The sequence below is a fragment of the Enterobacter cloacae complex sp. P6RS genome, assembly GCF_014982245.1.
In the GTDB taxonomy this organism is placed as follows: Bacteria; Pseudomonadota; Gammaproteobacteria; order Enterobacterales; family Enterobacteriaceae; genus Enterobacter; species Enterobacter bugandensis.
Genome location: NZ_JADCLB010000018.1, coordinates 323,340 through 336,216, shown reverse-complemented (window position 1 = coordinate 336,216; position 12,877 = coordinate 323,340). Strand labels below are relative to the sequence as shown.

General features: G+C 55.4%; 6 protein-coding genes. 4 read left to right on the top strand and 2 right to left on the bottom strand.

What is annotated here, in order from left to right; translation table 11 throughout:
• The first annotated feature begins 280 nt into the window (after positions 1 to 280).
• Together rcsD and rcsB are read left to right on the top strand one after the other, a co-directional pair.
• Complete coding sequence (gene rcsD / locus INF73_RS12950) at positions 281 to 2,953, top strand: phosphotransferase RcsD (RefSeq protein ID WP_028013900.1); 2,673 nt, start codon at positions 281 to 283, stop codon at positions 2,951 to 2,953.
• Between the two features lie 16 nt (positions 2,954 to 2,969).
• Entirely contained in the window at positions 2,970 to 3,620 is a 651-nt protein-coding gene (gene rcsB / locus INF73_RS12945; RefSeq protein ID WP_006176468.1) for a response regulator transcription factor RcsB, read from the top strand.
• 112 nt (positions 3,621 to 3,732) lie between these two features.
• On the opposite strand, the gene rcsC is transcribed toward rcsB, so the two are convergent.
• Together rcsC and gyrA are read right to left on the bottom strand one after the other, a co-directional pair.
• Positions 3,733 to 6,579 carry a two-component system sensor histidine kinase RcsC gene (gene rcsC, locus INF73_RS12940; protein WP_047367976.1) on the bottom strand — a complete coding sequence of 949 codons (2,847 nt, stop codon included), beginning with the start codon at positions 6,577 to 6,579 and terminating at the stop codon, positions 3,733 to 3,735.
• A 134-nt stretch (positions 6,580 to 6,713) separates the two neighbouring features.
• Positions 6,714 to 9,350, bottom strand: a complete 2,637-nt coding sequence (gene gyrA, locus INF73_RS12935; RefSeq protein ID WP_028013903.1) for a DNA topoisomerase (ATP-hydrolyzing) subunit A — start codon at positions 9,348 to 9,350, stop codon at positions 6,714 to 6,716.
• Positions 9,351 to 9,496: 146 nt separating this feature from the next.
• Here gyrA and ubiG point away from each other — a divergent pair, with 146 nt between their 5' ends.
• Both ubiG and nrdA read left to right on the top strand, forming a co-directional pair.
• Entirely contained in the window at positions 9,497 to 10,225 is a 729-nt protein-coding gene (ubiG, locus tag INF73_RS12930; RefSeq protein WP_028013904.1) for a bifunctional 2-polyprenyl-6-hydroxyphenol methylase/3-demethylubiquinol 3-O-methyltransferase UbiG, read from the top strand.
• Between the two features lie 347 nt (positions 10,226 to 10,572).
• On the top strand, positions 10,573 to 12,858 hold the full coding sequence (gene nrdA / locus INF73_RS12925; protein WP_193541968.1) for a class 1a ribonucleoside-diphosphate reductase subunit alpha: 2,286 nt from the start codon (positions 10,573 to 10,575) through the stop codon (positions 12,856 to 12,858).
• Positions 12,859 to 12,877: the final 19 nt, after the last annotated feature.

Below are 12,877 nucleotides of genomic sequence, written 5' to 3'. Positions count from 1 at the left end.
AATTGTAACGACTATTAACTAAATTCACGCTCGCCCCTGTACATAACGGAAAAATTCGCTCAAAACTTAATTTCTTGTTAATTCGTGCTATTTTCTGACTAAATTCATTTTTTATTTGTACATGCACTATGTGCTTGTACACATTTAAGGCGTACTTCCTCTCTCGCACGGGTCATCGAAAAAGTCGCTTGTTGAAGGACAGTGGCGCTGGAAATTCAGTTATTACCCTTTATACTGCCCTATCGCCACAGAGCACGACCATCACGGGTTAAAGATATCAATGAGTCAGACTGAAACTACCGCCCAGAGCAAATTCTCCCTCCTGCCCGGAAGCATCACCCGTTTCTTTCTTCTTTTGATCGTGGTGCTGTTAGTCACAATGGGCGTGATGGTGCAGAGCGCGGTTAACGCCTGGCTGAAGGATAAGAGCTATCAGGTGGTGGATATTACCCACGCCGTACACAAGCGCATTGATACCTGGCGCTACGCCACCTGGCAGATTTACGACAACATTGCGGCAGCGCCTGCCAGCTCATCCGGAGATGGGCTTCAGGAGACGCGGCTGAAGCAGGATGTCTACTATCTCGAAAAACCGCAGCGTAAGACTGAAGCGCTTATCTTTGGCTCTCACGACAGCGCGACCCTTGAGATGACGCAGCGTATTTCGACCTACCTGGATACCCTCTGGGGCGCCGAAACGGTGCCGTGGTCGATGTACTATCTGAACGGTCAGGACAACAGCATGATCCTGATTTCGACGCTGCCGTTAAAAGATCTCTCTTCCGGATTTAAAGAGACGACGGTCGGCAGCATTGTCGACTCCCGCCGGGCAGAAATGCTGCAGCAGGCCAACGCCCTTGATGAACGTGAGAGCTTCTCATCGCTGCGCCGGCTGGCCTGGCAGAATGGTCACTATTTTACCCTGCGTACCACCTTTAACCAGCCGGGTCATCTGGCGACGGTCGTGGCCTTCGATTTACCCATTAATGATTTGATCCCGCCGGATATGCCGCTCGACAGCTTCCGTCTGGAGCCGGACAGCAGCACCCAGAACATGCGTGCGGCGTCCGACAAAGAGGCCGCAGAGAGCGTCACCATCTCCTTTAACGGCTCGAAAATTGAAATTGCCTCGTCGCTGAACTCAACCGGCATGCGTCTGGTGTGGCAGGTACCGTTCGGCACGCTGCTGCTTGATACCCTGCAAAATATTCTGCTGCCGCTGCTGCTGAATATTGGCCTGCTGGCGCTGGCCCTGTTTGGCTACAGTACCTTCCGCTTCCAGCCGGGACGCCAGAGCGACGCGTCTGCGGTCTCCGCAGGCAACACCAACGAGCTGCGCGTATTGCGCGCGCTCAATGAAGAGATTGTCTCCGTGCTGCCGCTAGGGGTGTTAGTTCACGATCAGGAATCGAATCGCACGGTGATGAGCAATAAAATTGCTGACCATCTGCTGCCGCACCTTAACCTGCAGAACATCACCACTATGGCGGATCAGCACCAGGGGGTTATTCAGGCCACGATTAACAATGAACTTTACGAGATCCGTCAGTTCCGCAGCCAGGTGGCACCGCGTACGCAAATCTTCATCATTCGCGATCAGGATCGCGAAGTGCTGGTGAATAAAAAGCTCAAGCAGGCGCAAAGGCTGTATGAGAAGAACCAGCAGGGGCGCGCGGCATTCATGCAGAATATTGGCGATGCCTTCAAGCAGCCGTTAAAAACGCTGGCGACCCAGGCGGCGGCGTTAAACACGTCTGAAAGCCACCAGCTCGCCTGCCAGGCCGACTCGCTGGTCCGCATGGTGGATGAGATCCAACTGGCAAACATGCTGGAAAATGATTTCTGGAAAGGTACCCCTTCTCTCTTCTCCATTCAGGATCTGATCGATGAAGTGGTTCCGGAAGTCCTGCCCGTAATTAAGCGCAAAGGGCTGCAGCTGCTAATCAACAACCATTTACCCGCCAATGACGAACGTCACGGCGACCGCGAGGCGCTGCGTCGTATTCTGCTGATGATTATTCAGTACGCCGTGACCACCACGCAAATCGGCAAGATCACCCTTGAAGTGAGCACCGACGAGTCGGCGGAAGATCGCCTGACGTTCCGCATTCTGGACACCGGGGAAGGCGTGACGGCGAGTGAAATTGATAATCTGCACTTCCCGTTCCTGAATGACACGCAAAGCGATCATTACGGCAAGGCTAACGCCCTGACCTTCTGGCTATGCGATCAGCTGGCGCGTAAGCTCGGCGGCCATCTGAATATCAAGGCCCGTGAATCGCTCGGCACCCGTTACTCTCTCCACGTGAAAATGGCCGCCAATCCACAGGAAGAAGATGAAGAACGCCTGCTGGATGACGTCGTGGTGATGGTGGATGTGACCTCAAACGAGATCCGCAATATTGTGGTTCGTCAGCTCGAAAACTGGGGCGCGGCCTGCATCACGCCGGATGAAAGGCTGGCAAGTCAAGAATTTGATCTGTTTTTAACTGATAATCCGTCTAATCTTACTGCCTCGGGCTTGCTTTTAAGCGATGATGAGTCACGCGTGCGGAAAATCGGCCCTGGCCAGCTGCGCGTCAACTTTAATATAAGCAATGCGATGCAGGAAGCTGTACTACAACTAATTGAAGAGCAGCTGGCGCAGGAAGAGATAACGGAATCCCCGTTAGGCGGTAATGAAAATGCCGAGCTTCACGCCAGCGGATACTATTCCCTCTTTGTTGATACAGTACCAGATGATGTGAAGCGGTTGTATACTGAGTCCGCTGCGAATGATTTTGCAGCGCTGGCACAGACAGCACACCGGCTTAAAGGGGTGTTTGCCATGCTTAATCTGGTTCCCGGCAAGCAGTTATGTGAAACGCTGGAACATCTAATTCGTGAGAAAGATGCCTCTGGCATTGAAAAATACATCAGCGACATTGACGCCTACGTCAAAAGCTTGCTGTAGCAAGGTAGCCTTATACATGAACAATATGAACGTAATTATTGCCGATGACCATCCGATTGTACTGTTCGGTATTCGCAAATCACTTGAACAGATCGAGTGGGTGAATGTAGTCGGTGAATTTGAAGACTCTACAGCACTGATCAATAACCTCCCAAAGCTTGATGCGCACGTGCTCATTACCGATCTCTCTATGCCTGGAGACAAATACGGTGATGGGATCACGCTCATCAAATATATTAAACGTCACTTCCCTGACATCTCGATTATTGTTCTGACCATGAACAACAACCCGGCGATCCTGAGCGCCGTGCTGGATCTGGATATCGAAGGAATTGTGCTGAAGCAAGGCGCCCCGACCGATCTGCCAAAAGCGCTGGCTGCGCTGCAGAAAGGCAAGAAGTTCACGCCTGAGAGCGTCTCTCGTCTGCTGGAAAAAATCAGCGCGGGTGGCTACGGTGACAAACGCCTGTCGCCGAAAGAGAGCGAAGTTCTGCGCCTGTTCGCCGAAGGTTTCCTGGTGACCGAGATTGCCAAGAAGCTGAACCGCAGCATTAAAACCATCAGCAGCCAGAAAAAATCAGCAATGATGAAGCTGGGCGTGGACAACGATATTGCCCTGCTGAACTATCTCTCCTCCGTTACGCTGAGCGCATCGGATAAGGATTGATCCCCCACTGTAAATGCCGGATGGCGCTCACGCTTACCCGGCCTACAGAACCCGTAGGCCCGCGCAAGCGCAGCGCCGCCGGGCAAATAAAAAAGGCCCTTACGGGCCTTTTTTATATTCTGGTTTTTCTCACGCGATCCGCATAAACAGACAGCGTTTGTTTGAGCACGTCCAGCGTCACCGGTTTCGACAGGCAGCTGTCCATGCCCGACTCCAGACAGCGCTGTTTCTCTTCCGCCAGCGCGTTCGCCGTCACGCCCACGACAGGCAGCGTCAGGCCAAGCTGTCGGATGCGCTGCGTCAGACGGTAGCCGTCCATGTTAGGCATGTTGACGTCGCTCAGCACGATATCAATATGATTTTTACTCAGCACATTCAGCGCATCCACGCCGTCATTGGCGGTTTTGCACTGATAGCCCAGCGATCCGAGCTGGTCAGCCAGCAGGCGGCGGTTAATCGGATGGTCATCCACCACCAGAATCATCATATCGTCATTCACTGACGCCAGACCTTCCGGTGACGGCAGCGCGACTGCACCGTCGTTCTCTTCCAGCTCGACTTTATAGATACGGGCCAGCAGGCTCAACAGCTCATGCGGCGTTGCGACGCTGTGCACCCATTCCCCCGGCGCACGTTCAACCGGTATGCCAATGTGGCGACGGCAGAAGAGCACCGTTCCTCTCCCCTGCCACGGCTGTTCCGGCATCTCGTCGGCGATGAGCACATCGTCCACGTCCGGCGTCTGGCCTTCATAGCGGCAGACCCTCACGCCGCTATGGGCGAGCAGCGCCGTCAGATAGTCATTCAGCGAGGCATTATTGACCGCCAGCCAGCAGCGCTTATCGTTCAGCCCGTCAACCGTGGCTTTTGCCGGATACTGCGCGGAATAGAGCGGAATGCGGATGGTGAACTGGCTGCCCATGCCGGGCTCGGTATCCACGGAAATGTCGCCGTCCATCATGCTGACGAGCTTCTCGCAAATCGCTAGCCCCAGACCGGTGCCCTGGAAGTTACGCTGCACGCCGGTGCCGACCTGGAAGAACGGATCGAACAGACGTACCACCTCCTTGGCCGGTATGCCCACCCCCGTGTCGCGCACGCGGATGCTGAGGTAATCTCCCGCCCGGCAGACGTGTAGCACAATGCAGCCGATATCGGTGAATTTGATGGCATTGCTGAGCAGGTTAGAGATGACCTGCTGCAGGCGCATCGGGTCGCCGTGCAGCGTCAGCGGCACGTCCGGTTCAATGAAGCAGTAGAGCCCCAGCTGTTTACGCACCACCAGCGGCAGATAGTTGGCGCTGATGTGGTTCATGACCTCACGCGGCGAAAACTCGCGCGGCTCAATTTTCAGCTGCTCAGACTCAATTTTAGAGAAGTCGAGAATATCGCTGATGATCTTCAGCAGCAGGCTGGAGGAGTTGTTCATCGCCGTTACCAGCCGGTCGACGCCTTTCGGCAATTCCTTCGTCTGCAGCAGATCGAGGTTACCGATAATCCCGTACAGCGGCGTACGCAGCTCGTGACTGACGGTAGCCAGGAACATGGATTTCGACTGGCTGGCCTGCTCCGCGGCCTGCGCCATCTCCTGCAGCGACTCTTCCATCTTCACGCGCGCGGAGACATCCACCAGCACGCAAATCGCTACGTTTTCATTGCGATAGCGGGAATGAACAAAGCTGATCTGCAGGTTAGTGTGGGTGCTGGTGAGCACGTCGACAAAGTTCACCTGCTGGCCGCAGATGATTTGCGTCAGCCTTTGCCGGTCCTCGTGCGTCAGCATGTTCAGGTAGTTGTGCGCCAGCTCGTTACTCAGGATGTTGGTCCCGTCCTGGGTACGAAGAATGCAGATCCCCACCGGAGCCGAGGCGACAATCTTGCGGTTGAACTGCTCGTGCTCCTCCAGACGCTGGGCGTCACTTTCGGCGGGAATAAAGATTCTCCGCTCATACATGCGCGCCAGCGTAAACAGCGCCCCGCCCACCAGCAGGTTCAGCAGGATCGCATTCATAATAAGAATGCGTATCCGCTCAAGGACCATATCCACCGGCAGCGAGTAAACAATGCTCAGCGACGATGGCGGCAGGCTTTTTTTCAGCACCAGCTCGCGGAAGCCGGAGGTGTAGCCAAACCATGAGCGTTCCTGCATCCAGTGCGGATCGACGTTCAAACTTTTATCCGGCCCGGCGAGTGAGATCAGCTGATGCCCGTTTTCATCCAGAATGGTCACGCCCATCGGCAGGCTGCCCGGCGTGAAGAAGTTTTCCATGCGGATGGTCTGTTCAATCCCCAGCAGCGCCTGCAGGCGATTGCCCAGGTAGACCGGCGTCAGCGCGTAGAAATAGCCCACGCCCATGCGCGGCCCCTGGCTAATCCAGAAAATGTTGTTCCCGCGCTCGTCCTGCGGCGCATTGCGATATTTCACAATACGCTCGTGCAGGCTTTTCAGCGCATCATCGCGCTCGACGGGCACATCGCGCAGGCCAAAGTCAGCCATGCAGAGGTTTTCACTGCCAATCAGGAATACGCGGTTAAGGTCGTAGGCGGCGGAGAAGTTGTCGCGCCAGTAGCGCATAAACCAGGCGAGGGATTCCAGCGACCCGCGCCAGGTGCTGCTCATGGTGGAGCAATCCGAGTCCGGGAAAAGCGGCTGGAAGTCCGGTACTTCGGTTTTATCATTGCGCCCGCGCAGGGCAAGAATACCGTTTTCTGCCGTCAGCCGATTTTCGGCAATATACTTCAGCTCCTTCATCACGTCAGACGTTCGCTGAATGTAGCGCTGGGCCTGATCGGAGCTTAAATTAAACTCCTGGCGGATCTCCGCTTCTTTCTGGTTCAGCGCATTGACGATGTAAAACACCGACAGCAAGGCCACCAGCAGCCAAAGCAGGAGCGCCAGCGCCCGGAACAGATAGCGAGAAACTTTCAGCGTGGTACGAAAGGAGACGAGGTATTTCAAAGGGGCGAGGCTCCGCCGTCGGGGTCAAAAGAATGTGGTTAAGGTAGCGGTAAACGCGGCTTGTCGCAACGTTCACGTATCTGCATCTGCAAAAGAAAAGGGCCGGAATCCGGCCCTTTATGCGTCAGAAGAGATTACTCGTCAGCGTCATCCGCTGCGTCGTCGTCGCTCTCTGCTTCCGGTGCGATTTCATCATCACCTTCCGCGACGCTGCCGTCGATGGAATCGAGCTCTTCGTCGTCCACCGGCTCAGCAACGCGCTGCAGACCGACCACGTTTTCATCTTCCGCCGTACGGATGAGGATAACGCCCTGGGTGTTACGGCCCACCACGCTGATCTCGGATACGCGCGTACGCACCAGCGTACCGGCATCGGTGATCATCATAATCTGGTCGGCATCGTCCACCTGCACCGCGCCCACAACAGAACCGTTGCGCTCGGTAACCTTGATGGAGATAACGCCCTGCGTGCCGCGTGACTTGGTCGGGTATTCGCTTTCCGCCGTACGTTTACCGTAGCCGTTCTGGGTGACGGTCAGGATTGCGCCTTCGCCACGTGGAACGATCAGGGAAACAACGGAGTCTTCACCCGCCAGCTTAATACCGCGCACGCCGGTCGCCGTACGACCCATTGCGCGCACGGCGTTCTCTTTGAAGCGCACCACTTTACCGGCCGCAGAGAACAGCATCACTTCATCAGAACCGGAGGTCAGATCCACACCGATCAGCTCGTCGCCTTCGTTCAGGTTTACCGCAATAATACCGGCAGAACGCGGACGGCTGAACTCGGTCAGCGCGGTTTTCTTCACGGTACCGCTGGCGGTCGCCATAAAGACGTTCACGCCCTCTTCGTACTCGCGTACCGGCAGGATGGCGGTGATACGTTCGTTCGCTTCCAGCGGCAGCAGGTTGACGATTGGACGACCGCGCGCACCGCGGCTCGCTTCCGGCAGCTGATAGACCTTCATCCAGTACAGACGGCCACGGCTGGAGAAGCAGAGGATCGTATCGTGGGTGTTAGCCACCAGCAGACGGTCAATAAAGTCTTCTTCTTTAATACGTGCCGCAGATTTACCTTTACCGCCACGACGCTGTGCTTCGTAGTCGGTCAGAGGCTGATACTTCACGTAGCCCTGGTGAGACAGGGTCACTACCACGTCTTCGCGGTTGATCAGATCTTCAATGTTGATATCAGAGCTGTTCGCGGTGATTTCGGTGCGGCGCTCGTCGCCGAACTGATCGCGGACCAGTTCCAGCTCTTCGCGGATCACTTCCATCAGGCGCTCGGCGCTACCCAGGATGTGCAGCAGCTCAGCAATTTGCTCCAGCAGCTCTTTGTACTCGTCGAGCAGTTTTTCATGCTCAAGGCCGGTCAGCTTCTGCAGGCGCAGATCCAGAATCGCCTGGGCCTGCTGTTCAGTCAGGTAGTACTGACCGTCACGCACGCCGAATTCAGGCTCGAGCCACTCAGGACGCGCGGCGTCGTCGCCCGCACGTTCCAGCATCGCCGCCACGTTGCCCAGATCCCACGGACGCGCAACCAGCGACGCTTTCGCTTCTGCCGGCGTCGGCGCACGGCGGATCAGCTCGATGATCGGGTCGATGTTCGCCAGCGCAACCGCCAGCGCTTCAAGGATATGAGCGCGATCGCGCGCTTTGCGCAGTTCGAATATGGTACGACGGGTCACCACTTCGCGGCGGTGACGCACGAACGCGCTCAGGATCTCTTTCAGGTTCATGATCTTCGGCTGACCATGGTGCAGCGCAACCATGTTGATACCGAAGGAGACCTGAAGCTGAGTCTGGGAGTACAGGTTGTTCAGCACAACCTCACCCACCGCGTCGCGCTTGATTTCAATCACGATGCGCATACCGTCTTTGTCAGACTCGTCACGCAGCGCGCTGATGCCTTCAACGCGTTTCTCTTTTACCAGCTCGGCGATTTTTTCAATCAGACGCGCTTTGTTCACCTGATACGGGATCTCGTGAACAATGATAGTTTCACGGCCGGTTTTGGCGTCCGCTTCCACTTCGGCGCGGGCACGGATGTAAATCTTGCCGCGACCGGTGCGGTACGCTTCTTCAATGCCGCGACGACCGTTGATGATCGCCGCCGTCGGGAAGTCCGGGCCCGGGATGTGTTCCATCAGCCCTTCAATGCTGATGTCTTCATCGTCGATATAGGCCAGGCAGCCGTTGATCACTTCCGTGATGTTGTGCGGCGGAATGTTGGTCGCCATACCCACGGCGATACCGGACGAGCCGTTCACCAGCAGGTTAGGGATCTTCGTTGGCATAACGTCAGGAATTTTTTCCGTGCCGTCGTAGTTATCAACGAAATCAACCGTCTCTTTTTCCAGGTCGGCCATCAGCTCATGGGCAATCTTCGCCAGACGGATTTCCGTATAACGCATTGCCGCGGCGGAGTCGCCGTCGATAGAACCAAAGTTACCCTGACCATCTACCAGCATGTAACGCAGCGAGAATGGCTGCGCCATACGGACAATGGTGTCGTACACCGCGGAATCACCATGGGGATGGTATTTACCGATTACGTCACCAACGACACGGGCAGATTTTTTGTAGGCTTTATTCCAGTCATTGCCCAATACGTTCATGGCGTATAGTACGCGACGGTGTACCGGCTTCAGGCCATCGCGGACATCCGGCAGCGCACGGCCAACAATGACCGACATCGCATAGTCCAGATAGGAGCTTTTCAGCTCTTCCTCGATGTTAACCGGTGTAATTTCTCTCGCAAGGTCGCTCATCTAACCGCTATCCCTCTACTGTATCCCGGATTCAAAGGTCGCAAATTATAACACAGCCGCGGTGATACAGGTAAACCTATACGCTTTATTCACAGGGATTGCCTGATATACTCATTTGTCTTGCTAAATAAGGAGTAAAAGCGCCCATGAATGCCGAAAAATCCCCGGTGGCACACAACGTTGACCACGAAGAGATTGCCAAATTTGAAGCGGTGGCGTCCCGCTGGTGGGATCTCGAAGGTGAGTTCAAACCGCTGCATCGCATTAACCCGCTGCGTCTGGGCTATATCGCGGAGCGTTCCGGCGGTCTGTTCGGTAAGAAAGTGCTCGACGTCGGCTGCGGCGGTGGCATCCTGGCGGAGAGCATGGCGCGCGAAGGGGCCACCGTCACCGGCCTGGACATGGGCTTCGAGCCTCTACAGGTTGCCCGTCTTCATGCGCTGGAGTCCGGTATACGGGTGGAATATGTGCAGGAAACCGTGGAAGAGCACGCGGCAAAACATGCCCACCAGTATGATGTGGTGACCTGCATGGAGATGCTGGAGCACGTTCCGGATCCGCAGTCGGTGGTAAACGCCTGTGCAAAACTGGTGAAGCCGGGCGGCCAGGTCTTCTTCTCGACAATTAACCGCAACGGTAAAGCCTGGCTGATGGCCGTGGTCGGCGCAGAATATGTGCTGCGCATGGTGCCGAAAGGGACGCACGACGTGAAGAAGTTTATCAAGCCTGCCGAACTGCTGGGCTGGGTTGACCAGACGTGGCTTAAGGAGCAGCACATCACGGGCCTGCACTACAACCCGCTAACGGATAAATTCAAACTTGCCCCGGGCGTGGATGTTAACTATATGTTGCATACAACCGCCAAAAACGACTAACGTCATCCGTTATTCTTATAATGATTGCGCGACATCATGTTGCGCAATTCTGACCTCCCGTTGAAGAAATCAGCACTCGATCAAATTTTGAATTTTTTTTCTAAATTATTGACATCTCTTCCAGGCCTTACGGTACGAGGACTTACGCTTTTTTACCCTTTCACAACCTCAATTTAACCTCAAAATCAACCCTTGTGCTGAAAAGATTCGATACTAGAATACTCACCATATAGCGTTTTTCTTATCGCAAACCCCCTATATGTAGTATTTATCCACAGAGTTAGTCACAAGACGGATCTGTGGATAAGCGGGGGATATTTTTTATTTCACGGACAGGTAAAACCCACATGAATCAGAGTCTGCTGGTGACAAAGCGCGACGGTACTACCGAGCGTATCAATCTGGACAAAATCCATCGAGTTCTCGACTGGGCAGCAGAAGGACTGAATAACGTATCTATATCCCAGGTTGAACTGCGTTCTCACATTCAGTTCTACGACGGCATCAAAACGTCTGATATCCACGAAACCATTATCAAAGCAGCGGCGGATCTGATCTCCCGCGACGCACCGGATTATCAGTACCTCGCTGCGCGTCTGGCGATTTTCCACCTGCGTAAGAAAGCCTACGGCCAGTTCGAGCCGCCGAAGCTTTACGATCACGTGGTGAAAATGGTTGAGCTGGGCAAATACGACACGCATCTGCTGGAAGACTATACGGAAGAAGAGTTCGAGCAGATGAACGGGTTTATCGATCACTGGCGCGACATGAACTTCTCCTACGCGGCGGTGAAGCAGCTCGAAGGCAAATACCTGGTTCAGAACCGTGTGACCGGTGAGATCTACGAAAGCGCCCAGTTCCTCTATATTCTGGTGGCTGCCTGCCTGTTCTCAAACTACCCGCGCGACACCCGTCTGGACTACGTGAAGCGTTTCTACGATGCGGTATCGACGTTCAAAATTTCTCTGCCAACGCCGATCATGTCTGGCGTGCGCACTCCTACCCGTCAGTTCAGCTCCTGCGTACTGATCGAGTGTGGTGACAGCCTGGATTCCATCAACGCCACCTCCAGCGCCATCGTGAAATACGTCTCCCAGCGTGCCGGTATCGGCATCAACGCCGGTCGCATCCGCGCGCTGGGCAGCCCGATTCGCGGCGGTGAAGCGTTCCACACCGGCTGTATCCCGTTCTATAAGCACTTCCAGACGGCGGTAAAATCCTGCTCTCAGGGCGGCGTGCGCGGCGGCGCAGCGACCCTGTTCTACCCAATGTGGCACCTGGAAGTGGAAAGCCTGCTGGTACTGAAAAACAACCGCGGCGTGGAAGGCAACCGCGTGCGTCACATGGACTACGGCGTGCAGATCAACAAGCTGATGTACACCCGTCTGCTGAAAGGGGAAGACATTACCCTATTCAGCCCGTCCGACGTCCCTGGCCTGTATGACGCGTTCTTCGCCGATCAGGACGAGTTCGAGCGTCTGTACACCAAATATGAAAAAGACGACAGCATCCGTAAACAGCGCCTGAAGGCGGTAGACCTGTTCTCCCTGATGATGCAGGAGCGCGCCTCTACCGGCCGTATCTACATCCAGAACGTTGACCACTGCAACACCCACAGCCCGTTTGATCCGGCGGTTGCGCCAGTGCGCCAGTCTAACCTGTGCCTGGAGATCGCCCTGCCGACCAAACCACTGGAAGACGTGAACGACGAAAACGGCGAAATCGCCCTGTGTACGCTCTCCGCGTTCAACCTGGGTGCGATTAAGAGCCTGGACGAGCTGGAAGAGCTGGCCGTGCTGGCGGTACGTGCGCTGGATGCCCTGCTGGACTACCAGGATTACCCAATCCCGGCCGCTAAACGCGGCGCAATGGGCCGTCGTACCCTGGGTATCGGCGTGATCAACTTCGCCTACTGGCTGGCGAAAAACGGCAAGCGATACTCCGACGGCAGCGCTAACAACCTGACGCACCAGACGTTCGAAGCGATTCAGTACTACCTGATGAAAGCCTCTAACGAGCTGGCGAAAGAGCAAGGCGCGTGCCCGTGGTTCAACGAAACCACCTATGCAAAAGGCATTCTGCCGATCGACACCTATAAGAAAGACCTGGATGCGATCGTCAGCGAGCCGCTGCACCTGGACTGGGAACGCCTGCGCGAGTCCATCAAAACGCACGGCCTGCGTAACTCCACGCTCTCTGCCCTGATGCCGTCCGAGACCTCTTCGCAGATCTCCAACGCCACCAACGGTATTGAGCCACCGCGCGGCCACGTCAGCATTAAAGCGTCGAAAGACGGCGTGCTGCGTCAGGTGGTGCCGGATTACGAAACGCTGGGCAACAACTACGAGCTGCTGTGGGAGATGCCAAACAACGACGGCTACCTGCAGCTGGTGGGTATCATGCAGAAGTTTATCGACCAGTCGATCTCTGCCAATACTAACTACGACCCGACGCGCTTCCCGTCCGGCAAGGTACCGATGCAGCAGCTGTTGAAAGACCTGCTGACCGCCTACAAATTTGGCGTGAAAACGCTGTACTATCACAACACCCGTGACGGTGCAGAAGACGCGCAGGACGACCTGGTACCGTCAATTCAGGACGATGGCTGCGAAAGCGGCGCATGTAAGATCTAATGAAGGGCGGGGATATCCC